General features: G+C 33.3%; 20 protein-coding genes and 1 pseudogene. 16 read left to right on the top strand and 5 right to left on the bottom strand.

Features of this window, described 5'->3' with window-relative positions; genetic code table 11:
* Positions 1-50 precede the first annotated feature (50 nt).
* Positions 51-239, bottom strand: a complete 189-nt coding sequence (locus O7776_RS16130; RefSeq protein ID WP_274307986.1) for a helix-turn-helix domain-containing protein — start codon at positions 237-239, stop codon at positions 51-53.
* Positions 240-781: 542 nt separating this feature from the next.
* Between O7776_RS16130 and O7776_RS16125 the strand changes: the two genes are divergently transcribed.
* From O7776_RS16125 to O7776_RS16075, 11 genes are all read left to right on the top strand, one after another.
* Entirely contained in the window at positions 782-1393 is a 612-nt protein-coding gene (locus O7776_RS16125; protein ID WP_274307985.1) for a BrxA family protein, read from the top strand.
* The gene (locus O7776_RS16120) at positions 1371-1922 is read left to right on the top strand and encodes a BREX protein BrxB domain-containing protein (RefSeq protein WP_274307984.1); all 552 of its coding nucleotides are present in this window, start codon (positions 1371-1373) and stop codon (positions 1920-1922) included. The genes O7776_RS16125 and O7776_RS16120 overlap by 23 nt, the downstream gene beginning before the upstream one ends.
* 10 nt (positions 1923-1932) lie before the next feature.
* The gene (brxC, locus tag O7776_RS16115) at positions 1933-5523 is read left to right on the top strand and encodes a BREX system P-loop protein BrxC (RefSeq protein WP_274307983.1); all 3591 of its coding nucleotides are present in this window, start codon (positions 1933-1935) and stop codon (positions 5521-5523) included.
* Between the two features lie 48 nt (positions 5524-5571).
* Positions 5572-9051, top strand: coding sequence for a BREX-1 system adenine-specific DNA-methyltransferase PglX (gene pglX / locus O7776_RS16110; RefSeq protein ID WP_274307982.1), 3480 nt, complete (start codon positions 5572-5574; stop codon positions 9049-9051).
* A gap of 188 nt (positions 9052-9239) precedes the next feature.
* Positions 9240-11744, top strand: coding sequence for a BREX-1 system phosphatase PglZ type A (pglZ, locus tag O7776_RS16105; RefSeq protein WP_274307981.1), 2505 nt, complete (start codon positions 9240-9242; stop codon positions 11742-11744).
* 569 nt (positions 11745-12313) lie between these two features.
* Positions 12314-12595 carry a hypothetical protein gene (locus O7776_RS16100; protein WP_274307980.1) on the top strand — a complete coding sequence of 94 codons (282 nt, stop codon included), beginning with the start codon at positions 12314-12316 and terminating at the stop codon, positions 12593-12595.
* Positions 12596-12739: 144 nt separating this feature from the next.
* Complete coding sequence (locus tag O7776_RS16095) at positions 12740-15913, top strand: helicase-related protein (protein WP_274307979.1); 3174 nt, start codon at positions 12740-12742, stop codon at positions 15911-15913.
* A 6-nt stretch (positions 15914-15919) separates the two neighbouring features.
* A complete protein-coding gene (locus tag O7776_RS16090; RefSeq protein WP_274307978.1) occupies positions 15920-16135 on the top strand; it encodes a YdbC family protein in 216 nt (71 codons plus the stop codon).
* Between the two features lie 71 nt (positions 16136-16206).
* Complete coding sequence (locus tag O7776_RS16085; protein WP_274307976.1) at positions 16207-16983, top strand: MPN domain-containing protein; 777 nt, start codon at positions 16207-16209, stop codon at positions 16981-16983.
* Entirely contained in the window at positions 16983-18050 is a 1068-nt protein-coding gene (locus tag O7776_RS16080; protein ID WP_274307974.1) for a DUF4145 domain-containing protein, read from the top strand. Before O7776_RS16085 ends, O7776_RS16080 begins: the two co-directional genes overlap by 1 nt.
* Before the next feature lie 134 nt (positions 18051-18184).
* On the top strand, positions 18185-19201 hold the full coding sequence (locus O7776_RS16075; RefSeq protein WP_274307973.1) for a restriction endonuclease: 1017 nt from the start codon (positions 18185-18187) through the stop codon (positions 19199-19201).
* A gap of 86 nt (positions 19202-19287) precedes the next feature.
* Here O7776_RS16075 and O7776_RS16070 read toward each other — a convergent pair whose 3' ends face one another.
* A complete protein-coding gene (locus O7776_RS16070) occupies positions 19288-19683 on the bottom strand; it encodes a hypothetical protein (RefSeq protein WP_274307972.1) in 396 nt (131 codons plus the stop codon).
* A gap of 251 nt (positions 19684-19934) precedes the next feature.
* Here O7776_RS16070 and O7776_RS16065 point away from each other — a divergent pair, with 251 nt between their 5' ends.
* Both O7776_RS16065 and O7776_RS16060 read left to right on the top strand, forming a co-directional pair.
* On the top strand, positions 19935-20411 hold the full coding sequence (locus O7776_RS16065) for a hypothetical protein (RefSeq protein ID WP_274307971.1): 477 nt from the start codon (positions 19935-19937) through the stop codon (positions 20409-20411).
* Positions 20412-21002: 591 nt separating this feature from the next.
* Positions 21003-22532, top strand: coding sequence for a hypothetical protein (locus tag O7776_RS16060; RefSeq protein ID WP_274307969.1), 1530 nt, complete (start codon positions 21003-21005; stop codon positions 22530-22532).
* 688 nt (positions 22533-23220) lie between these two features.
* On the opposite strand, the gene O7776_RS16055 is transcribed toward O7776_RS16060, so the two are convergent.
* The 3 genes and pseudogenes from O7776_RS16055 to O7776_RS16050 all read right to left on the bottom strand — a co-directional run bounded on the left by O7776_RS16055 (position 23221) and on the right by O7776_RS16050 (position 23889).
* Positions 23221-23382, bottom strand: coding sequence for a hypothetical protein (locus O7776_RS16055; protein ID WP_274307967.1), 162 nt, complete (start codon positions 23380-23382; stop codon positions 23221-23223).
* A gap of 24 nt (positions 23383-23406) precedes the next feature.
* A pseudogene (locus tag O7776_RS20390) lies at positions 23407-23520 on the bottom strand (helix-turn-helix domain-containing protein); the annotation flags it as partial.
* 9 nt (positions 23521-23529) lie between these two features.
* Positions 23530-23889, bottom strand: coding sequence for a helix-turn-helix domain-containing protein (locus tag O7776_RS16050; RefSeq protein ID WP_274307966.1), 360 nt, complete (start codon positions 23887-23889; stop codon positions 23530-23532).
* Between the two features lie 124 nt (positions 23890-24013).
* Between O7776_RS16050 and O7776_RS16045 the strand changes: the two genes are divergently transcribed.
* The 3 genes from O7776_RS16045 to O7776_RS16035 all read left to right on the top strand — a co-directional run bounded on the left by O7776_RS16045 (position 24014) and on the right by O7776_RS16035 (position 25827).
* Positions 24014-24295, top strand: a complete 282-nt coding sequence (locus tag O7776_RS16045; RefSeq protein WP_274307965.1) for a hypothetical protein — start codon at positions 24014-24016, stop codon at positions 24293-24295.
* An 8-nt stretch (positions 24296-24303) separates the two neighbouring features.
* Positions 24304-24600, top strand: coding sequence for a hypothetical protein (locus O7776_RS16040; protein WP_274307964.1), 297 nt, complete (start codon positions 24304-24306; stop codon positions 24598-24600).
* Positions 24601-24894: 294 nt separating this feature from the next.
* Positions 24895-25827 (top strand): MerR family transcriptional regulator, encoded by a 933-nt coding sequence (locus tag O7776_RS16035; RefSeq protein ID WP_274307963.1) that lies wholly within the window; start codon positions 24895-24897, stop codon positions 25825-25827.
* Positions 25828-26065 lie beyond the last annotated feature (238 nt).

The following is a 26065-nucleotide window of genomic DNA, read 5'->3' as shown; positions in this document are numbered from 1 at the left end:
AGTGGGGATAAGCTATCACCTAAATATACCAAGCACTTCCGCCCGAAAATTTAAAAGCTATTTTGTCGCATAAACTCATCCAGTGCTGTTTTAGATACTCGACGTAACCTACCAATTTCCGCGATTTCTAATCCCATTGGTCGGAACGTCATTAAAGTTTTATAAGAGATGTTTAAATATGCGGCTGCTGTTTTTAGATCCATCCATTCATTTGGAAATTCTTTATTATTATTTTGCATAATATGTTCACCTTCTAAGTGGAATTTAATTGCTTTATCTACCTTTGCGACAAAAAATTAAGTAACATGTTCATTTAGGTATCCAAAGTATCCTCGTTTGAAATTAGGTTCATTTTTGTAACGAAGTGCATTTAGCTTTTCTTTTGCAAAATTGATATCTATTTATAAATTCCTCCAAATCACAAAAAAACCCCATTTTTAATAAGGACAGTATAGCGATAAGCTACTGCCTTAAAAAAAATGGGGTTTTCCCTTGTTAGTATTGATTTGAATATATACTATAACATTTTTTCAAGAAAGTAAAGTGTAATATTAATAATTTAAGATATCGGTTTGGTGAATTTATAGTATTAATATAGAAATAGGTTTATCATCATTTCAATGCCAAGTTTATCCTTATTTATACATCTATTCAAATGGTATTATAAATTATATGTGTAATTAATAGTTAGGCTTCCTTTTTTGAAATATAAATTAATCAATTTTTCAATTGTCTCTGGAATCGTTATACTTGTAGTAAGAACAAAGATGGGGGTCATAAATTGGAATACTCAGCAGGGATAACAAGTGAAAGATGGTATCAGCAAGACATCGAGTATGTTTTAACCTTATTAGAACAAGGATTGAATCGAAATGAGATTCGAGAAATTGTATTAAATAAAAATCCATTTTTAGTGAAAAGTGAGTCTGCACTTCAGAAAAGGTTTCAGTTGGCTTTTAAAAGAGCAATCAGCCTGTCTGACGAATTAAGAAGCCTCTATTTAAAAGGAACTAAGTACGATCAAAAAGCTTTAATCTTATATACACTTTTAAAAACCAATCGTTTCGCCTATGAAAATTTTTATGAATTAGTTGTTTATCGATATCAGCATAAGAATAAACAATTAACTTTAGCGCATATGAATTTCTATATGGAAGATAAAGAGCAGCAATCTGACAAAATTGCGAGTTGGAGTATTGTTTCTAAGAAAAAGATCAACAACACACTTCTATTATTATACAGGATGAGTGGTATAATTGACCTAAATAAAGATGCATATACAATTGCCCCATTGCATGTGAGTTCACAGTTAAAAGAATACGCTTTAAAAAAGGATAGCTTATTAGCATCAATAATTACGTTAGAGGTAGGTGGAAATATTGACGATTTATAAAAGATTAGAGCAATTAGAAGCTCGTATTCATCAAGAGGGTTTTACTACGCCAACAGGAATTGGTAGTGAAATTCCACATTTTGTATTCGATTATCCAGCAGAAGATGAATTGATTGTACGTATATATATAGAAGGTTTACTAAAACGTACACCATTAAATATTAAGGAGATTAATTTGTTTGAATTCTTACTTGCGTTATTTGAAGACGATTTAGAAGATTTAAAAGAGATGGCCAATGAAGAAGGGGTTGAAGAGTTATTATTAGCTATTCAGCCAGTTTTAGAGGACCGACATTTATTAATTGATACATTTATTGAAAATGTAGGTGAAGCGGATTTGGTGTTTATTACAGGTGTAGGAACTGTACATCCATTTATTCGATCTAGTCATCTTTTGAAAAAGTTGTCAAATAATGCTTATCGAACTCCATTGATTTTGTTTTATCCAGGATATTTTTCTGGATTAGATTTACGTTTGTTTAGTCGATTTAATCACGAAGATGAATATCAAATAACAAGAATTTCTTAGAGGTGTAAACATGATAATTAAAGATATATTTAAAGAGGATATTAATCGTCCAATTAATGGTGTTGTTCAAGCTGGACAAATGGATCAGAATACAATTTATACAGAATTAAAAGAGTATGTTGTAACAACAGAGATTTTAGATAATATTAAAGAGTTTTATAGAAATTATCAAGATGTATATAAGACACCTTCAAAAGATATTGGAATTTGGATTTCAGGATTTTTTGGTTCAGGTAAATCACACTTTTTAAAAATTCTTTCATATCTATTAGATGGAAAAAGAATTAATGGAATAGAACCCTATGAATTCTTTAAAGATAAAGTGGAAGACGAAGATCTTTTACGTATTATGAAAAACATAGGTGAAAAACCTTCAGATGCATTACTTTTTAATTTAGGTGCTGAATCAGCTACAAAAACAAATCAGGTGAAAAAAGAAACTATTATTGAAGTGGTTTTACGCATGTTCAATGAACATTTAGGATATTCTACGACATTATGGATCGCAGACTTTGAACGTCAACTTGCTATGGATAATAATTATGGATCTTTTTGTTTAAAAATTGAAGAAATGTATGATGAACCATGGCAGAAGTTTCGAATTAAATATCGTTCTAGAATGGGGAAAATGATAAGAGCATTAGAAGAACTAGGTTATGACAAAGTTTCAGCCGATTTTTTAGTTAGAAATATACACTCAGAATTTTCAATTTCGGCAAAAGAATTAGGGCAATTAATTGCGCAATATTGCGGGTCAAAAGGCTCGGACTACCGTTTAGTTTTCCTAATCGACGAAGTAGGTCAATACATCGGTATGGACAACAATTTAATGTTGGACTTACAAAATGTAGTGGAAGAAATCGGTGCTGCTGCAAATGGACAAGCTTGGGTAGCCATTACATCGCAAGAAAGCATTAAATCCGTAGCAAACGTAGTCGATACAACGAGCTTCTCGAAAATCCAAGGCCGCTTCAAAACACGTATTAATCTATCGAGTTCCAATACTGATGAAGTATTAAAGCGTCGTTTACTCGAAAAGTCAGGAACGGGTACAAAAACATTAGAAACGATGTATGAGCCGAATGAGCAATTAATTCGCAACCGCTTATCTTTTGATAAAGAGAAAACACAATATCGTTCAGCGTATCGATCAACAGATGAGTTTGTTGCCATTTATCCGTTCGTTCCGTATCAAGTAGAACTATTACAAGCTGTACTTGAGAAAATCGGTATTCATGGTGAAGGAACTTCATACGCGTCACGTGGGGAACGTTCATTATTGAAATCGTTCCAAGATGCAGCGATTAAGCATAATTATGATGAGCTTGGCACATTAGTAACAATGGCTGAATTTTATCCAACGATTCGTCAGCACTTAGAGTCAACGATTGTGCAAACGATTACGAAAGCAGAAAGCCGATCTATTAATAATGAAGGATTATATGCAGCAGATGTTGATATTTTAAAGGTCCTTTATCTAATCAAAGGCGTTGACCACATCCAAGCAACACCAAATAATATTGCAGCGCTACTGCTAACACGCATCGATGCTGAGCAAAACGAAACAGCGATTAAAGAATCGTTAAATCGTTTAGAGCAAACGATGTTCATTGAAAAGCATGCGGACGGTACGTATTCATTCCTTTCTGACGAGGAACAAGAAATTAATAGTGAGATACGAAATGTAGACATTAATGTGAGTATCATCAAGGCAAACTTAGCAGAGACATTTTTCTCTGAAATGTACGATAAAGCAAAATTTACAAACAGCAAAGGCTTTATTTTTGAATATAATAAACGCTTTGATAACTATTCAAAATCGAATATGAAATATCCGTTAACCATGCAAGTTATTACAGGCTTTATGTCAACAGCAGAAGCGGCTTTGCAATCTGTTGAAGGACAAATGGTTGTGTATTTAAACGAAGATCTAGTGGCAGAGGCGGAAGAAGCCATTCGTTTATCAGAGCAAATTCGTCGTTATGTATCTGCAAAGCGTAACCCAAGTACGACACAAGCCCAGCACCGTATTTATGATACGAAATTAGCAAGTGTCGATGATTATGATAGAAAAGCAAAAGAGCTATTAGCAAAAGCGTGCGAATCAGCAATATTTTATATTCAAATGCAGGAGCGTATATTCCGTGGTAGCTTTGAAAAGCAAGTAAATGATGCATTTGAAATGCTCGTACAAAACACATATAAGTATTTAGAATATATCGATGAGCCAATTCCGATGAAGAATGTGACGACGGAATGGAAACGTCTATATGAACAAGGTATTCAACAAGATTTATTGAATACAACAGGGAATATTCGAGCTTACAATGAAGTGCTTCGCTATTTAGAAGAACTGATTAATTTACATCAAAAGCCATCGTTAAAAGAAGTGCTTGAGAAATACAGCCTAGTTCCATATGGATGGACGGAAGTTGATACAATCGGTATTTTGTTAGCATTATTACATGATAGTAAATTGAAATTTACGATTACAGATGAACTATTTAGCCCAGCTATAGCAGCGGACTTTTATACAAAATTAAATCGTGCAACAGATCGTGATAAAATCCGTGTGGTACCAGAAATTGAAGTTGATCCGAAAGTACGTCGAGACTTCACTGGTATATATAGAAAATTATTCGGGCGACTGGATTGTGGTGACTCTTATCAAGAATTTGCAAATGCTTTAACAATTGTAATGAATAAAAACTTCATTGAGCCACTTGAGAATATTGAAAATCGTTACAAGCAAGCTATTTCTTCACAATATCCTTATCCGGAATATTCACTAGTAACGTCATTAAAAAATGAAATCATACGTTTATTACAAATTCGTGATCCTGAGCGATTAGTAAGGACATTTATTGAAGCTGAGGATGACCTGGATGGGTCTCTAAAAAAATTAGAAGGGCTAATTAGCTTTTATTTTAAGACGCCAATTGAACGTTTTGATGAGGCTGTACAATTTTTGACTAAAGTCCAAAATGATTTAGCTCATACACAGTCGGATGAAGTAAAGTTATTGAAAAAGAAGCTAACAGATATTTTAGTAAAGTCAGAACCATACAAGGTTATTCCTTTAATACCGGAAACCATTGAAAAACTACAACAAGCGATTGAGAAAGAAGTTGTGGAACAAAAGCAAGCAGTAGGTAAACAAATTGAACAGCTAGAGCAAAAATTAAGTGAGCTTCAAGAATACTATTCAAATAACGAAGCGGTAAGTAGCTTAATTGCTGAAAGGATGTCTCGATTTACAAATGCACAGCAACAACTCGTAGTAGCTGATAGTTTAATTAAGATTCAAATGAAATTAAGTGAGCTTCGCGATGTGACAGCACAAATTCAACAAGCGGCAAAACAGAAAGAAGATGAATTGCTTCGTGTAGTAGTAAATCCAGTAGATGTAACACCAACTGGCACTATTCCACCGCTAGTTATACGCGAAAAAGGTACGAAGGTCATTTCAACACAAATATTGCGCGGCATGTTAGTGAAAACAGAAATCCAAACGCAATCAGAGTTAGATGACTTATTGGCAGAGCTAAAGCAGCAGCTTTTAAAAGAGTTAAAAGATAACACGTTGAAATTTGATTTATAAAAGGGAGGGGATTTCCCCTTCCTTTATTTAATAAGAGGTGAGCAAATTATGAACAAAACAGCACTTAAAAACTTTGCGACACAGTCACGTCGTAAGTTAATCGAACAAGTCAAGACAAAAGCACTGCTATACGGAATTGATGAAAACAACGGTTTACATATCGAAGAACAGTTTGGACAATTACTGATTAACGGTCAAACGTACTCACTATCAATGAAAACTGCATTTTCAGCATTACAAAAGCAGTTTGAACAAAAAGGCTATAGGCAATTACTTGAAGAAGCAGCGTACACTTGGTTTAACCGAATTATCGCTATTCGTTATATGGAAGTACATGAATACTTACCAGAGCGAGTGAATGTGTTATCAAGTAGTGTCGGGCGAGTGGATCCGGATATTTTATTTGAATATGACACGATGGATTTAACTATCAAATACGAAGAAATACGCGAGCTAATTAATGCTGGTAATACAGAGGCGGCATACCGTATTTTATTTGTGGCACAATGTAATGCGTTAAATCGCATTTTGCCGTTTATGTTTGAACAGATTCAGGATTATACAGAGTTACTATTACCGGACTTCTTATTAGATGCAGAATCAGTTATTAAAACATTAGTACAAAGTGAAGAACTAACAGAAAGCTTCTCTGAAATTGAAGTGATTGGTTGGTTGTATCAATATTATATCGCTGAAGAAAAAGACCGTGTATTTGCGCAAAAATCGAAGTATAAAAAAGAAGAAATCCCTTTTGCAACACAGCTATTCACACCAAAATGGATTGTACAATACATGGTACAAAACTCACTTGGCCGTTATTGGACAGAAGCACATCGAGAAGACGAAGATTTAATCGATAACTGGGAATATTTCATCAAACACGAAGAAGCAGACTTTCATGAAAAAATTGCACCGTTTGTGAACAAAGAATTAAAAGTAGAAGACATTAAGCTACTAGATCCAGCAATGGGTAGTGGACATATTTTAGTGTACGCATTTGAAGTATTCTATGAAATTTATGAGAAGTGCGGCTACCCAGAACGTGATATCCCACGCCTGATTTTAGAAAATAACTTATATGGTTTAGATATTGATGACCGTGCGTATCAATTAGCTGCATTTGCGGTAGTAATGAAAGCCACTTCGTATTCGAAACGCTTCTTACGTAGTGTAGAACGTGAAGGTATTCAACTAAAATTAGCATCGATTCAGGAAACAAATCATATTTCAGAAGATGTTATTGCGTATATTGCACAGCAAGAAGTAGGTGATCAATACAACCACGTAAAAGCTTTCTTTGATCAATATCATAATGCGAAAACATATGGTTCATTAATTAATATTACGGAACGTGATATTTCGTTTATTGAAGAGCGACTTGAAAAAATTCAGAACAACCCAGTTAAAGATTTATTTTATGGCGAGCAACATGAGATAGCGAAACAAGTATTGCCGGCATTGATTCATCAAACGAAGATTATGCGAAATGAATATGATGTTGTGGTGATGAATCCGCCTTATATGGGGTCAAGTAAAATGACGAGATTTTTAAGTGATTACTTAAAAGAAAATTATAGTATTGGGAAAGCAGATTTGTTTTCGGCATTTATGTTGGTAAATCATTATTTTAAGAAGAATAGCTTCTTATCTGTAATTAACCAGCATTCATGGATGTTTTTGTATACATTTAAAGAGTTAAGGGAGTTTATATCTATAAATAGAACTGTAGATACTATGTTACATTTAGGACCAAGAACATTTGAAGAGATTTCGGGTGAAGTAGTCCAATCTACAACCTTTGTTTTAAGAAATAGCTTTTTACCGCAATATAATTCTAAGTATTGTAAATTAACCCATCTTAAAAATTCTGATTTAAAGAAACAATATTTTTTAAATGAAATACAAAAAAACAAGGTTGATGTCTTTATCAAAAAAGTAGATGAGTTTCAATTTTACCCCGATAAAACAATGTGTTTTTGGGCTGGAGATAATATAAAGGAATTATATAAATTTTCTAAGTCTCTTGGTGATTTATTTGAAGTTAAATCAGGAATTATGACGGGGAAGGACCCTTTGCATCTAAGATTATGGTACGAAGTTGAAAAAGAAAAGATTAAATATAATTCAAAATCATATATAGATATGCAAGGGTATAAATGGTTTCCAATAAATAAAGGTGGGGAATTAAAAACTTTCTACGGTAACAATCAGTACATTGTAAATTTAGAAAATGATGGAGAAGAAATAAAAAAAACTTCAACCAATTATCGATTAAGAGATAAAGAATTGTATTTTGTACCTGGTATTACTTGGTCGAGAGTTTCAACTTCTAACATTGCATTTAGGGAAAGTATAGAGGGGATCCTTTTCGGAGATGCAGGACCAGTTATTTTTATTAAGGATCCAAAAATTAGATTATATCTCCTAGGATTTTTAAATTCTGTAGTAGCAAAGAAGTTATTAAATTATATGAATCCAACTTTAAATTATCAAATCCGTGATATTGAACAGTTACCTATTTTATCAGATACTGAAGGAATAGATTATATTTCTAAATTAACTTCAGAAGATGTATTGATTGCGAAAAAAAATTGGGATTCTCAAGAAACTTCATGGGACTTTTCATTACCTAGACTGTTAACATTAAAAGGAGAAGACTTAGGGGAATCCTACAAAAACATTTTAGATGAATATGAAAAAGAAAAAAGTATATTGTCTAAAAATATTTTACTTATAAATAAATATTTCTCAGAATTATATGGTTTAGAAAATTTATTTAGCAGTTTTGAAGATAAAGAAGCAATAACTTTAATTGAGGTAAATCAAAATAGAGAAGCTAAAGCGCTAATATCATATTTTATTGGGGGCAGAATTGGTAGATTTAATCACGGAAATATCAATCAATCTAATGAAATTATTATGTTAACAGAATCCAAATTATTTGAACTTGATATTGTAGATGAGTTAAAAATATTCTTGAAAAAAGAGTTTAACGAATCACATTTAAATGATAATTTAAAATGGTTGTCGCAAAGTTTAGGAAACATTACCTCAAATAATGAGAGTCCGGAAGAAATTATTTATAAATATATTTATAATGAATTTATTCTAGATCATAATAAAATGTATCAAAGTATATCTTCTAAACAAAAATATCCTATTTATTGGTTAGTAGACTCGGGTAAACAAAAAGGTTTACGTGCATTAATCTACATGCATCGCTATCAACCTGACACAATGGCAAAAATTCGCTTCGAGCATTTGCAGGAAATTCAAGCGAAGTATCAGCAGGAAATTGCCGACCTAGAAAATCGTTTAGTGAATCCGAACTTAAGTGCAACGGATAAGAAGAAGTTAAATACTGAGAAAGTTTCGTTTGAAAAGAAAATCGATGAGCTTCGTGAGTTTGATAAGCGTTTAGCCGCAATTGCAGCGGAGGAAATCGAAATTGATTTAGATGTTGGTGTGAAGGTGAACTACGAGAAGTTCTATCGTGGTGGAAAAGGTGTTTTAGCAAAGATTAAATAGTTACTGAGTTTAAAACATTCGTTATACTATTTTTATAGTGTGACGAATGTTTTACTATATAAAATAAACACACCTTAGCCCCTGCTAATGCATTAAGGAAAGATGATAATCAAATTGGTATTCTGAATAATAGACACGCTTTATATAAAAGTGTTGCGTTATAATTCATTTTAGAAAGGAGCTTCACATTGAACGTATTACAATTATTAAAAGAACGCATAGAAGATGAATTACATAAAAAGAACAAGCCCCGTACAGTTGTTTTTTGGTATGACGAGCAGGGGGAGCATACGTTGGAATCGCTAAAGGAAGAACTAGCAGATCAGCCGATTCATGTACGGGCATTGACACGTAATAATTTCTTCTCGTTAAAAATAGAAATTGAAACAGAGAAAAAAGACGAATCGTTTTTACTATATGCGAAATATGCAAAGCCTGAAAAGGAAAAAAATTATTTACTTGATATGGAACTGTACGGGACAGAATTTAAGGCTGATACAACAGCTTTATATGCAGAGCAGTTACAAGTGAGTGACACATTGCTGCGTGAAATGATGCAAGAGTATCCAGAGTTTTTCAAAAGTGCTGAGCGTAAAGAAAAGCTAAAAAAAGTGTTGAAGCCACAAGCAAGTGAGCGTGAATTTGAATATGCGATGTTAGCTGTATTAACTGGGGCGCAAGTTGCGGATATGGACAAAATTGCGCAAAATCTATTGATGGCTGGCTTACAAGAAGATTCAAATGAGTTATATAAATCGATTGCAAAGCGTTTTAGTAAAGAGCAACTCTTTGTTTTATTAGGGCAGTATTTCGGTGTTCATATTGAGGCATATACATTACAACATTTAATGGAGCATATTTTGTATGCCCATTTCCAACGTTATGCGCAGTTTGAGGATTCTACGTTGCAGAAAAAGTATGAAACGACACGTGCTAATGCCAGCGCATTATTTGTAGATGATTGGTTACAAACGAAGGACCGTGAAGTGTTAGAGCAATATATGCAAGAAATCGAAGGGTCGTTTTCGATTGTTGAATTGTTAAATGATCGTCCAGTAGAGCATTATGCGGACATTTCAACGTTCCCGATTATAGATGTTTTATTAATTAAAAAGCTGACGACAGAACTGCTGCATCAAACTTCTAATTTAGAGGATTGGAAAGAGATTTTACAAAAACGTTTAAACATGCATTGGGCAAATCGTAACGAGCGTATTCGTGGACTTTTAACGGTCTTAGTACATGTGGTAGATTTAACGATGCATAAAACTTTGTTAAAGCAATATGATACGCGTATTCCGTTATATGTTCAATATGCAAGTAATCTTTATTTAATTGATCAAGCATATCGTCGTTTTATAGTAGGATATATGCAACTTGAAAATAGAGAAGTATTAGACGAGTTAGCTGAAAAGTTAACGAACTGGTATGAAAATAAGTATTTATCAAAAGTAGCGGAAGAAACGAACTATACTTTAGAACAAGAGGAACTAGGGAAGCTCCCAAAACAGGTTGCTTTCTATAGGGAAAATATTGAACCGATTATGCAAAAGGAATCAACGCGTGTATTCGTCATTATTTCAGATGCGTTACGTTTTGAAGCGGGGGCAGAGCTGCGTGAGCGATTAGATGCACGTGCAAATGGTAGTGCTACGATTAGTCCACTCGTTGCAAATTTGCCAACTTATACACAGCTCGGTATGGCCTCACTTTTACCACATGAAACGTTGACGATTGCCCCAAACAGAACAGTATTAGCAGATGGTGAGCCGACAAATGGTTTAACGAATCGTATTAAGATTTTACAAAAATATGTGCCAGAAGCGATTGCCTTCCGATTTGATGAAATTTCGTCTTGGTCACGTGCTACAGCAGATGAGCAGTTAAAGGGTAAACGTTTAGTGTATGTGTATCATGACGTGATTGACGCTGTGGGTGATTCAGTTAAATCAGAACGTGAAACATATGCGGCAGTTGAACGAACGACGAATGATTTAGGGAAGCTTGTAGATTTGCTTTCAAGATGGCAGGCGAAACGTATTTTCATTACGGCAGATCACGGGTTCTTATATCAAAATTCAAAAGTTGAAAATGCCGAGAAAGTAGCAAGTGTTGACGGCGAGAAATTTGATAGCAATCGTCGCTTTATAATTGGTGAAAACTTAGTTATTGGTGCTGGGGCAATTGCTGTGCCAGAAACCTTTACGACATTACAAGGCGCGGAGAAAGCTATTGCGAAAGGTATTAACCGTTTCGTTGGTGGCGGAGGTTTACAATTTGTACATGGTGGGGCAACACCACAAGAGGTAATCATACCGTTAATTGATTATCGCCGTACGTCACAAGCGACATCTGTTGAAATTAGTGTAGCGATGCCATCACGTGTTATTAAAAACTTCCGTGTTGAAGTACCTATGTACCAGGAGCAAAGTATTTCTACAGAGTTTATGGCACATACTGTTCGTTTTGCGTTTTATTTAGATGGGGAACGTATTTCAAATGAAGTCGATTATACGTTTAATATGCAGGGCCAAAACCATGAACGTACAGCGAAACTGTTATTTGATTTTACCGAGCAATATTATAAATCGGGTCAAAAATGTACGCTGAAAATGGCAACAGTCGAAGGAAATAAAGTAACGCCTTATGGTGAAGCTGAGTTTACTATTCATATGTATAACGTGTTGTTTTAAAAAAATGAGTAATGAGTCCTTTTGTTAGATAGGTATCCTAGCTGAAGGACTTTTTTTAGAGAGTTATTTAATATTTGGGATATATTGAATGTAATGTAAAATATAACATTTCTAAATAATTTGGTAGACATGAAAGAAATAAGTTTAGACAAAGAAAATCATGAGGGGGATGTAGTATGAGTAGCAATTTGTTTATTGCAGCTAAGTACGATTTAAAAAATGATATAGTTAGAATTAATGTAAATTTAACTTAGGAACAATTTGAGACAACTTGGATTGTTCCAGAACTACCGAATAACCCTAGTAATGGTGCAAAAAGACTGGCCGCATTTTTAACTGTTAATTCAAATGTAACATCAATTTTTATCGCTAATGATTTAAATGGACAAATCATTAGCGATAATACATATTTTAAATTAGGAAAAGGTAAGGGAAATGGTTATTGGAAAGAATGTGATATTTGTAGGAGTCAAGATATTCGATGTTGTCTTGAGTGGCGGAGAGATGTTTCTTATACAACTGCGAATAACTTAGGATTGATTTTAGTTATCAAGACCGAAAGTAAACAGATGCTATTTCCTGGAAATTACGAGTACATACAATTTCCAGAGAGTATTATTAATAATCAAAATTATGACGCTCTAATTGTTTCATATCATGGAGCAGAAATAGAACAATCGGATTTAGAATCTCTAGGATTTAAGAAATCTGGAACGGATAAATTTGCGGTAGTTTGTGTAGGGAAAAATAATGATTATCCTAAAATAGATCACTTAAATAGTATAGAATCTCTAGATTTTAGAGTATTAGAGACAAGAAATTATAAAGATGTAAGTAATCCGTTACACTAAATTATTAATGAATTTCAAAGTATGATTTAATGTCATCTTATTATTTTTTAAGGAAATAAAATATTGTTTTACTGAAATATACTTAATACAATCTCAAAAGATATCTATAGATAACTATGATGATTTACTTAGAGAGGTGAAAGCATGCTTAAGATTGGAGAAATTATCAAAGGTTCATTCTGGCCAGAAATAGTAGAAATTAAGCACTTTGAAGAAATCGATGAAGATTTATATTTAGTAGAATCGATTGGACGTAAAACCAATAAGTATTATGAACAGTATTTAGATAAAGTTCAGCTTAGCCAATTGGAAAATATTCAAGAAGAAAAAAGTACATTCAATGCCAAGCGCTTACAACATTATTTACAGTATTACATTTTAAAAACGGAAGAAAAATACTCACAATCCCGAGCGCGTGGCAATAAAAAGGTCATTCCGCTTCCGCATCAAATTGAAGCTGTTTACAGTCGAATGCTACAATCTCCACAAGTACGTTATTTACTTGCCGATGATCCAGGGGCAGGGAAAACGATTATGTCGGGTATGTTAATTCGCGAATTAATAGCAAGACAAGCTACCGAGCGAGTTTTGATTTTAGTTCCTCCATTAGTATTAAAGCAATGGCAGGAGGAATTAAAGGATAAGTTCGGGGATGAGTTTATGATTGTCAATCGAAGTCTGTTGAATAGTTCGAGCGAAGTGAACCCTTTTGAATTACATGACAAAATTATTTCATCACTTTATTGGGCTGCAAGAGAAGAGATTAAATCGTACATAATGAAGGCTAATTTTGATTTAGTTATTGTCGATGAGGCGCATAAAATGGCTGCCTATACGCATGGTGTGAAGAATCGGAAAATTAGTCGAACAAAGATTTATCAGCTAGGAGAAAGTTTACTTCGCCATACAGAGCATTGCTTATTGTTGACTGCTACACCGCATAAAGGGGATAAAGAGAACTTCCGTCATTTGATGAGCTTAGTCGATCATGATATTTTTTCACGATTAAATACGGGAGATTCTATTTACGAAAAGAGTAATCCATTTGTAATTCGTCGTTTAAAAGAAACGATGAAGAACTTTGATGGCACTCCGTTATTCCCGAAGCGTACAACGAAAACAATTGCATTCGACTTAAGCTATGAGGAACAAGAGCTTTATGAAGAAGTAACTGCGTATGCGCGGGAACATTTTAATCGTGCCAAGCAAAATAATAAACCGAATGTTGCATTTGCGATGATGATTTTGCAGCGTCGTTTAAGTTCATCGATTGACGCGATTTATTTATCGTTAAAACGGCGAAAAGGAAAATTAGAAGAATTACTTGAATCGGAACTATCAACAGTTAAAATAGTTGAACCTTTTGAATACGACGAACTTTCGATTGATGAGCAAGAGGAAGTTGAAGCACTAATTGAAGGTGAAACAGATGTCATTGATATTGAGGAATTACGTGTTGAAATTTCGATTTTATATGATTTGGTTCAGAAAGCAGAAAGACTAGTTTATCAAGATGTAGAGGTTAAGTATGCAGAATTAGAAAGTACTTTATTTGGTGAAGATGGATTGCTTTCTAAAGGAGAGAAGATTTTAATTTTTACAGAGTCGAAGGACACGTTGTATTACCTAGAACGAAAGCTATTAAATCACGTACCTGAAATAACGAAGATTGTCGGTGATTTCTCAATGGATCAGCGTCGTGAACAGGTTGAAAAATTCCGTAATGATGTGCAAATTATGCTGGCAACAGATGCCGGTGGAGAATCTATTAACCTTCAGTTCTGTAATCAAATGATTAACTATGACATCCCGTGGAATCCGAACCGATTAGAGCAGCGTATGGGGCGTATTCACCGTATTGGGCAGAAGAATGAAGTATTTATTTTCAATCTAGTTGCGAGTAATACAAGAGAAGGTGACGTACTAATTCGTTTATTAACGAAAATGGATCAAATGCGTGAAGACTTAGGACAAGATCAAGTTTATGATTTTATCGGTGAGGTACTCGAAGAAAATAATATAGATTTGGCGAATTTAATGGAACGTGCGATTAGTGGGCGCGAAAATCTAGATGAGCTTGTGGCGACGATGGAAAAAACGTTTTCTGATGAACATAAACGCTTATTAGAAATAGCGAAACAAGAGCGTTTAGATGACTCTAGCTTTGATTTACCTGGAGCGAGAAGGGCATATCAAGAAATTTCAATAAGTAGTATGCCACCGCGAGTATATGGTGAATTTGCCGTAAAGCAATTTGAAACTTCTCGAATCAAATTGAATTTTTCAAATGATAGCAAAACTGTTCGAATAGATCGTTTCCCTAAAAATATTCGTGAATTAATAAAGAGAAAGAAATATGCATTACGAACAGACGAATCGTTAAGATTTTCATTAAGTGCATCTAAACAGACGGAAGATGTAACACTACTGCCTAATGATCATCCTGTCAAGAAACTAGCAATGGAACTAGCAAGTCAGGAGTTACAGCAGGTTGCATTGCCTGTTTGTAATGTAAAAGCAACTGTAAGTGAGCCATTAATTATTGAATTAAGTCGTATAAGTGTTGTCGATGGGAATAGTCGTGAATTGGAGCAGGAATTGATGTTACTTGCTAAAAGAGAAACAGGAAAATTTATTCAAATCGACCCGTATTTCTTATTCCAACAGCCATTAAAGTTTGTAAATAGTGAAGCTAACGAAGATAAATCGTTTAAACGAGAGTCAATTATTCAAGCGAAAAAAGTGCTGCAATCCGTTCAAATGAAGCGTGATGATTATTTAAATCGAAAAAGCACGTATTTACGTCGCTCATTTGATGAACAAATGCAAGTATTACAGGAACGTTTAACGAACTATTTAGAAGACAATCCGAACAATAAAAATAGCGCATTAATTAATCAAACATACACGCAAATTGAAGATTTAGAAGAGCGCAGTAAAGAACGTTTAGAGGATATCGAACGAGAGCGAAGCATCCAATTACAATCGATTAAATCGCTTACGCAATTACATGTACAACCGATTAGTAGTGCTGCACGGATAATACCGGCTGATTATGTAAATAATGTGAAGCAATACGAAAATGACAATGGTCGATTAAATATTCGTGAAAAAAAAGCATACGGACTGGTTGATTTCACAAGTGAAGAAGCGGATGGAAATACGCGCTTTATTTTAGTAACACCATCATTAAAAGCATTAGATGAGCAAATTATTCTAGAGGATTATAAAGAATTGAATGGTTCAGTCTATATTTATGTATTACAGCAAGGAAAAATTATTGAAGAAATAAAAATGGAACAATTAGTGGGGGTATAAAGATCAATGGCAGAAATAAAATACGAAGTTGTTGAGCATATCGGCGTACTATCAGAATCATCTAAGGGTTGGAAGAAAGAACTAAATCATATTAGCTGGAACGGTAATGCACCGAAGTATGACATCCGTGAATGGGCGCCTAATCGTGAAAAGATGGGGAAGGGTGTTACGTTGTCAGAGGAAGAGTTTAAAGCGTTAAAGGGCTTATTAAATCAAATATAACAAAAAGGAAGCGTATCATGTTTTTATACTGGTACGCTTTCATTTTAAATAAAGATATGGAGGGATTTTTTATGCACTTAGAACTAATCAATAATACATTAACGACCATGCTACTTGACTGTATTAGCCATTATCCAAAGCGCGGGCAGCAAAAAGAATGCTTTGGTTTAATATTTGGTGAGCAAGATGGTACTGCAGTTGGTGAGTATACTTTTCCCGTTGCGAATGTACTAAATAAAACAGCTTCAAGTGTAAAGGCAAATGAGAAAGTAAATGATATTGTCAAGGAAGCGAGGAAGCTTGTGACAACAAGTGACTTTGTTGCTTATTATCATAGTCATCCATACGATGAAATATTTGATGAGTGGGCAGATCCGAGTATGGGGGATCTTCGAGTAGCAAAGGATATTAACTCTAATATAGAAGTAATATTTGCAATTGTGAAAAGTAAAGATGTAGATAAAAATACAACGTTAAAGTATGAATATTTAACAGATATGCAATATCGTTTTTTTGAAGAAAAAAATGCAAAAGATAATGAACCACCTAAAGCAGAATTAATGGGAAAAGACGGACACATTATTCACGGTCACTATAGAGATTATGATTTTGCAGTACGTGCTTACAAATGGACTGGAAGTGCTTTAGAAGAAATCAAATTATATTCGTCTGAAGTAGAAATGAGCCTACTACTATATGAACAAGGCCAAATTATAGAAGAACTACCTAAGGAAGCAATGTATCATTTGAAAAAGCTAGAGTATTCTTTACGATTAGCAAACAAAGATAAGTATAAAGAAAAAATCCCATATTTGATTGAAAAAATTAAGTCGGTAGGTGTGAAATAGTGTCGCAAAAATTACAAGAAATTTTATTCGGAATTAATCCAAATTTAGCTGAGCTAACGCAAGATATCGAAAAGCTCCTTTTTGTTTCACCTAGAGCAGCGATGCAAACAACGCGAACAATGGCGGAAACATTAGTTCGTCAAGTTGCACAATTGGAAGGGCTTGAGCATAGCGAGTTAAGTTTCGGTGAAATACAAATGAAGTTAAAAAATGAAGGTATCATTACACCAACAACGGATAATGCGATTCACTTCGTTCGGCGCCAAGGAAATTCAGCAAGTCATGATGGTACGCGTAAAATGCTAATTAGAGAAGCATTAACTTGTTGGGAGTATCAGCATTTGATTTTGACATGGTTTATAGAAACTTATGCATCACCAGATATAGAGGTTCCAGATTATATTGAGCCGGTTCCTGAGAAAAGCGCGGCTGATAGGGAATATTTAATCGAACATATTGAAGCATTAATGCAGACGTTTGTGCAAAAACAGCCGATGCCAGAAAATGTTGTAACCGAGCAAAAGGTTAGTCGTAGAATTTACTATAAAGATCAATTTGTTGAGATACCGGATTTTTTACGTGATGCATTTTTATTGCCACAGCGTTTCCCAAAATCCACAACATTTTTAATTCGTTTGAATGGCGAACAGCAAGCACGCATTATGAGTGAACTGCCATATCAATTAGAAGGTATTTACCAGCATGTAAAGCGCTTTAAAGAGACTAATGATGAATGCTTCTTTGAAGAATTACGGTTATTCGTTGAAGAAGAACAAAAACGTAAAATATTGATGGAGCAATATCGCGGGGAAGTCTTGTTATTTTACAAATCAGATTTTGTTATTTTAACAGAGGCATTAGGAAATGTTGCGTTAACGAAGGACAACTTTCCTGGCCAAACAAGCTTACTTAACTCGTTACAAGAGCAAGGTTTCTTACATGTTAAGGATTTCCCAAAAGAGCTAGTGCTATTAGGCAAGTACCGCAATGTTGGCGAGACGGCATTAGCGAATTTATTTAATCAGTTAAAGGTGAAGGGAATGGAGTTTGTAAAGGTTGAAATTTAACATTTATGAAAGTTTTACAAAATGTGGAAATATAATTCTAAGACTAAAACTGGTTTGGCTTTATTAAAGTGGTTAAGATAATCAATTAAAATCAAAAAGAAAAATATATTATTCAAAACAATGTGGGGTGTCCTATGAGTATTTGGCTATTTAGAGCTGGTTCAGCAGGTGAGTTTGAAGATAAGTTTTTAAAGGATGAGCGTGTGTATTTAACTTGGAATGATTTAAATGTCGATCTAAGGGAATTTCAGGCTCAAAGCGATCTACGAGATTTTTTAATTGATCATTACGAATTAGCAAAGCCCAAAACTGCGGTCAATTGGGCATCGCAAATTTTTCCGATTATAGCAAAAATGCAAAAAGGGGATTGGGTCATACTCCCAAGCAAACGAAGCCGTACGATTCATTTTGGAGAGATTATAGGAGACTATACTTTTGATGAAACGTTAGGAAGCCCATACTACCATTACAGAAAAGTAAAGTGGTTTGCAACTGACATACCGCGCGATAATTTTGAACAGGATCTACTCTATTCATTTGGTGCTTTTATGACCGTTTGTAAGATTCATAAGAATGATGCCGAAGTTCGTTTAAAGGCGATGGCCAATAATGGATGGAAACATTCAAATCAACCGCAGCCGGTAATAATAAATGATGAAGAAGATGTTATTGAAAATATTGAAGAACATATGTTGGATCAAATTTCGGACTATATTACAAAGAAATTCAAAGGACATCGAATGGAACGATTAATTGAAGAAATTTTAAAAGCAAAGGGATATACAACATATCGCAGTCCAGAAGGGGCAGATGGTGGTATAGATATTTTAGCAGCCTCAGGCGAATTAGGTTTTGGCGGAACAAAAATTTGTGTACAAGTAAAATCACATGATGCACCAGTTGATAGACCAGCGATGGATCAATTAATTGGCACGATGAGTAATGTAGGTGCGGATTATGGTTTATTAGTTTCGTGGCGCGGATTTAAAACAACTGTTACAAAAGAAATTCCTAAGCAATTTTTCAAACTACGTCTATGGGATGCTAATGATGTAATTAAAGAGATTTTTAACCATTATGACCAACTTTCAATTGAAATTCGTTCGGAGATACCGTTGAAGCAAATTTGGGTTCTAAATTTTGAAGAGTAAGGTTGGAATATTATAACGATATGTATAAGCAGCTTTTCTTGAAAATCTATTCAGGAACCGCTGCTTTTTTATTTCTCTAAAATCCTTTATAACCCGAGTAGTTTAGGATTTAACACAATGATTTTCTTACGACCAGATTTTCCGCCATTACCAATCCGCAAATAATTTAGTGTGTCTAAATAATTTAATGCTTCGTTAAATGGAGCAATTGATTTAAAAATTGATTTAGAGCGCTTGTAAACTTCCTGTTTCCCAAGTGTAATGGTGTGTTTCTCTTTTACTGTAACGAGGATTTTGTTTAATAAAAACTCCATTATTAAAGGATCGGTAACAAAAGTTACAATGGGATAATCATTTTTATTATCAATCGGTGATGGCCACTCATAATTGCTGATTAGCAAATCCTTAACGGGCGTTTCATAAATGAAAGATTGGTAGGTTGTGTTAATTTCATTACGTATAAAAAAGAGTATTTCTTTCATTGGTAGTTCACTCCTTCAAATATTTCAAATATTATAACCGCCTTTGCTTGTGATTCTTAGTAGATGAACAGAATTTACAGGGAGTTTTTTATGATTTATAAGTGGAAGAATCATTGCTGCATTTCTTTAGATAAAGTTAAAAATATGAGCTGCAGTTTTACGGATTAGTTTTTAAAGAAGTTTGAAATCATTCTAAGAATAGAAGAGAACTGAAGCTATACTATTAAAAATAGTGGAAGGAGGTAAAATCGATGTTTGATGAAGATTTAACATTAGCGCAGGTTTTGGGGCTATTAAATGAAGGCACTGATTTACAGGAAGTAGCGGATAACTTGAATATAAAAATATCAATTTTAGAAAGTAAGTTAACAAATGCAGCGGTTGTAAATGAAAATGGTGTTTGGATGTATAAGGGGGGAAATGAAATTACATCCCTTAACCGCCCTGTTAAAAAGAAAGTTAAAGTGATAAACGCCGATAAGGAATTTTTAGGAATTGAAATAATAAAAAATACAAGTAGAAGCGAAGAGCATATTGACGCAGACTATGAGTTATATAAGGATTGTAGAGAAATTAGTTGGGCAGATTTGGTAGCGAAGAAATCATTCCATCTACAGCAAGAATTGTATGATGTAATTAAGCAAACTAGTGTTGAAAAATCGATAAAATTTAACGTTCTCGTCAATAGCCTATTACTAAAAGGACTAGAACATTATCGATTAAAGTGAATCAAATGGAAATGAGATCCTCCTCAAAATGGAGGATATAAGACTTTGGTAATCAAATAGGGTACGGGCGATTTCGTTAGATGTTTTGAAATACAGCTGGGTTATTAATGAAAATAAGATGCTTCTAGTATAGTAAATTCACTTTGAGGTTATTTAGGTTTTTTGATAATTTCAACTAGTGGAAGTATATGCGATTAAAAATAAGCCCGTAGACTTAATTTTAAAATTAAAAATCATTGATATCAAAGAAATTGAAGGGGTAAAAATCATCGGCATCTGACGACTAATAACCTTTTGCAAAACTCCATTACCATACAATTGGAGTTATTTTGTTTAAAATTACGGTAATTAAGTAAGTAGGGGGTTTAATTATGTCGGTATAGTAAAAATGATGTGCAAAAATAAAATGAAATCAAAATATTTAAATTTGTATTTGGATTAGTTAAAAGGTAAAATTAATACATCAAATATAAATAAATAAATAAATAAATAAATAAATAAATAAATAAAAAGGGAACACCCCAAAATTCGATTTGTAATTTTTTATTACATTTCGTTTTTTGGGGTGTTTTTTTTGTGGAGGTAGAATAAATGGAAAGATTAAATAATAGATCAAAAACAGCGAAGTTAAATCGGAAATTATTTTTTAAATTTGGAAACGGAACAATTGATATATCAAAAAGCGCATTAAGTTATATGTTTTACACAATTACCTTCATCGGAAAAGACGGTCGTATTTTTTGTGATGCCGATATGATACGTACTGCATTATTGTTTCAACATAAAACATATAACCGAGTAATTGAAGAATTAAAAGGATTAGGATTATTAGTTGAAGTAAATAATCAACTTTATTCACGATTCCATGTATTGTCTGACGGTGAAAAAACAGATTCAAGCTATATTCGTAATTTAGCCATCTTCACTTCACCAGAAGTTGCATCTTTAACAAAAAATCAAAAACGCTTTTTCATATATATTGCAACAGCTGGACTATTAACAGGACCAGCGCAATATGTTTCTGTTGAATCACTATATAGTAATAAATATCATAATGGTGTGAACTATATCGAAAGTTATCACGATTTAAATGAAATCCTTTCTGTGTTAGTAGGGAAAGGTCTAATTGATGTACAAATTGATGGAAAGTTCTATGACAAAAATTCGCCTGATTTTGAAGTTATATTTCATGCGTACTGCAACTACAATAAAATAACTCGTAAACAACGTATGTCAAAAAAGAGAACACACCGTATCGGTTTACGTGTACATTTACCGTTACTAAATAAAGCAAATGTAGTACCTAACACTTCTAGTCACTTTGAAATTGAAATGTTAGCAATTAATAATTACATTTCACCAAAAAATTTCCGTGAAGATACAATCCATAAGTTTGTTGGTATTCAAAATGATTTATTTAAGTTATTTGGTGTGAACGGTATAAAAATTTATCGTGAAGCACTTGTAACTTATTTTGAAAAAGAGCAATTAAATATTTTATACTATGACCAATTTGCTGATCCAAAAACAACGAAAGCAATTAATACAATGGTGGATTTTTACTTATTGCCAAATGTTCAACAATTAATCGTTCAGGCTGCGTCAGTACAAGAACCAACAAATGAATTAGATTCTTACTTTGCTGAAAAGGAAAATTTAGTAAAGCTAGTACACTATTTCAATAGTAAATCATCAGATAACCATAAAGTTTTGTTAGATGAACAATTAGAATTATGTGGTGTAGACTTACAGGCTTTAGTTGCTGTTGAATCAAACAAAAATCGTACTGAATCTGCTTGGTTCGCGTTACATGAACAAGTTGAGTTGATGTACAATCATGCAAGATATGATGAAAATATCGTTTCAATTGGTTATCAAAAGCGAGTAATCCGTCAGTGGGCGAAAGAGGGTATTTTGTCTCGTAAAGAGTTATTAAAACAAGTTATTGAAAAATTACATGCAAAATTGACATTTATTCCACTGAAAACAAGTATTCCAAATGTGCCAACGTTACCAATTGTAAGTAATGAACAAAAACTGTTTCTACAAGTCCAACGAAATATAGAAGAAAGCCGAAAAAAATTCGGTCCTGATTATGAAATTCCGGAATTAGGTTTCTAGTTATCTTATCAACGCGCGGATAGGATGGTATTTAAGTTTTTGAAATCTTCATTTCTTTTTTATAAAATTACCTCAAGCTGTTACTGTACTTTTTTTTTTTAAGAGGATCCAAACAGCTTATTTGACGTGCCGTTAAATCGATTAAATTATTATGTTGAATCATAAAATATACCTTAGCTTAAAACACTTTAGTTTTAGGCTAATATTTTGGTTATATATTACCTTTTTTTTACTTATAAAAACATGTATGGTGTGCAAAAACCGAACTATCAAAAACAATGTATATGTTATGTAATTAAAGTAGTCATATATACTATTTATATTACGATTAGGAAATGCTACTTACAAAACGGATCAGATAACCCATCACCTTTCAACGCCTTGTTACATAAGGTTTTTAAACATGCCTCAAGTTGTTTTTCATTTTCGCTAATGTTGTCTGTTATATAGTTTGTGTTTGATCTGTAATTTGATCTGTCTATTAATCTGTAATATAGATTCCGCGTCCCCTGTGATTATTTTTCAATATTAATTTCTAAAGCTTAAGAACTCTAGTATAAATAGATTGAATGTGATGCAATTGAACAGAATGAGAGAATGAAAATATGTGTAATCTTTCGTTGCAGCATGGGGGGATTTCACAAAAGGAAAAGAGCGTAGAGATAACCCTAGGTCAACTCCGCGCTCTTTATTGCTTTACGTATGGCATTAGCAAGACATAAAGGACTTTTTGTTGTTCGGTTGTAAGTGTTTTAACAACCTCGATTAATTCCGTTTCTAGTACTTTGCTGCTGTGTTGGTACTCGTCTTCAATTAAGTCGAATTCAAGGTCTACATCTTCACTTAGCATTCTGAAGAAATCAACCATTGTTATTTTGCAGTCATGACATATATTTTCGAGGATTGTAATGGACACCTCATGAGTGCCGTTTTCTATTTTTGACAGTGAAGGCTGGGAGATATCGATCTTACTTGCAAGTTGAGCCAAATTGATATGCTATTTTAAATATGGAAGTAGAAGAACGTATAGGCCCTTTTTCTGATCCTCTGATAAACCGCGAATGATTTTGTATAATTCTTCATCCAAATCTTCTGTCTTTGATGTAGTAGCTTCATTTAGAGCAGTATCGAGGTTTATATCGATTTTTTGTTCTAACAGTAAGAAAAATGTGCTTAATGAAATTTCAAATTGCTCACATATTTTATTGAGCATCGTGAAATTAACTTCTTGTAAGCCCCCTTCAATCCTGGATACAGACGCTTGAGAAATCACTAATTTTTGCGCAAGGTCATTCATACTAATATTCTTTTCATTTCGAAGAGTACGTATTAGCTTCCCTACTTGAATATAATTCATACAGTCCTCACCCCATCTCGAAATACTATAAATACATCGTACAATTATTGCATTTTACAATCAATAGAATCCGAGTTATACTTTAATTGTATAAATACATATAACGTATAAATGGGGTGGGTAAATGACCGGAAGTTTCGAAGTAGCGTTTAAATCATTAGTCGATCAGAGAATTGAAGATATTTATCGGGAAAAGGAGTTTTCAAATCAAGATGTTGAAATAAATGCAGAAATTGAGCTGAAATTAAATGCAATGAGTGCAGAGGCAAATGAAAAGGAAAGAAAACAAATATTAGAATCATTGCAAGATACTTTTTATAAATATCATTATTCATTGCTTCAAAAAATATATGAAGAGGGATTTTTAGATGGGTTGTATTTAGATAAAAAATCATATAAAAGGTGATGGTTTAAGTGGAACTATTTAAAGGCAAAATTACGTTAGAGTTATTTAGTGTTGTGGAAAGTCAGGAAAGTAAACAAGCAACGAAAAGTTTAGCGCATGAGGGATTATCATCAGAGTTTTTAGATGAGCTATGGGCGTTAACAGAAGCTAAAGGCTACTATGTACAAAGTGTAGCAGCAGACTTAAATAAAGCGGGAGAAGCTACTCCACAACAAGTAAAAACTATTAATGAAGCAATAGACAGCGCAAAATTTAAAGACGATGAAATTCGCGGAAATTCAAAAGTTACGAGGACACAGATTTGAGATGGATGTTTTTTTATATTTACAAAACGGCAAATGCTATTTAGTGGATTTGGACTAAATAGTATTTGCCTTTTTCTTGTGAGGATTTTGGAAATTCAACAGTCGGCAGGCAACATAGAATGATGTTTAGGATAAACTTGCTGAACCAGTTCAAGAGTATATAAAATTTAGTTTTGCAATTTGACAATTTCATTTAAAAAGAATAAAAGTACGTTCGTAGCTTAAACTCAATGTTGCATTACAAGCAATGAGAAGTGATTGCAAAATGGAATATTGATGGAGGAAATATGTAAGATGTATATTGATGAAAAAATAAATATGGAAAATTTACAGCAATTAATTTCGAGTGATTTATTATATAAAGAATTGCTAAAAGACGATCATAATGAAGAGGCTTTGTTCCCTCCATTTATAAAGAAATTGAATCTAACTAAGGTTTATACATCCGAAGAGGTATCGGGAATCTTAAACAAGAAAGATTCAAGTATTCGCTATTATATAAGCGTGTTATTTGATTATATTCAACCGATGAAACAGGGACGTAACTATCGCTATGATTATATATCAATTTATCGCATTTATTTAATTATTCTTTTTACAGGTAGCGCGGGAAGGAAAGTAAATGATATAAAAAGGATTTTTAATGATACTAGTTTAGATTCAAATGTTCCGGAATTTGAAATTTTGAAAGAGAAGGTAAATCAAGTAGAACAAAATATTAATCAGCTTAATCAAATTGAAAAAATACAAAAGGAACAATATTCGAATTACATAAGCTTGATAAAAAGGGTCGATAATTTAGAAGAAAATATTGAACAATGGAATCAAAAGCAACGAAAAATTATCGAAATTGACTTGAGAATAGACGAAATAAAAAATCAATATTTTAGTACGATGGTAGATATCCTTGAAACAGAAATGCGTTTATTACAATTAGATAATGAGCTATTCCATGGAATCCAGAGTCTAGAGTTGCAAAATCGACTGTATGTAATTGAAGGTGCAGTACGTGAAAAGAATCGTTCTCTTTTTGCTAAATTATCAAGTATTATTACTGATGGTGATGATTCATCCTCTTCAAAAATAGAAACGAGCTTACTAACCGTACGAAGGGAATTTAATATAGAGAAAGAGCTGCTGAAAAAGTTGGAGGATGAGCGGGAGGTGATTCGATTAGAGTTAGAGTCTGTTAATAAATTGAAAGTTGATATTTTAAGAGATAGTTGATGGAAATGTAACCGTGCTATTTATAAAATTAAACGCCTTATAGAGAATGTATAATTAAGTACAATGAGTTTATAAATGGGGATTAACAGTAAGTCCAAAGTATAAAAAAAGCTATCCTTTTTACTGAACACAAGGCGAATGGCCATCTCTCTGAATTTTTTTAGAAAGATGGCCATTTTACACATATAGCTTAAATATTTTTCGATTAAGGCCATTTGAAATTTTAAGTTGATGTAGA

This window comes from Solibacillus daqui (assembly GCF_028747805.1).
Lineage (GTDB): Bacteria > Bacillota > Bacilli > Bacillales_A > Planococcaceae > Solibacillus > Solibacillus daqui.
The sequence above is the reverse complement of the archived record's forward strand: the minus strand, read 5'-3'. Positions and strand labels throughout refer to the sequence as shown.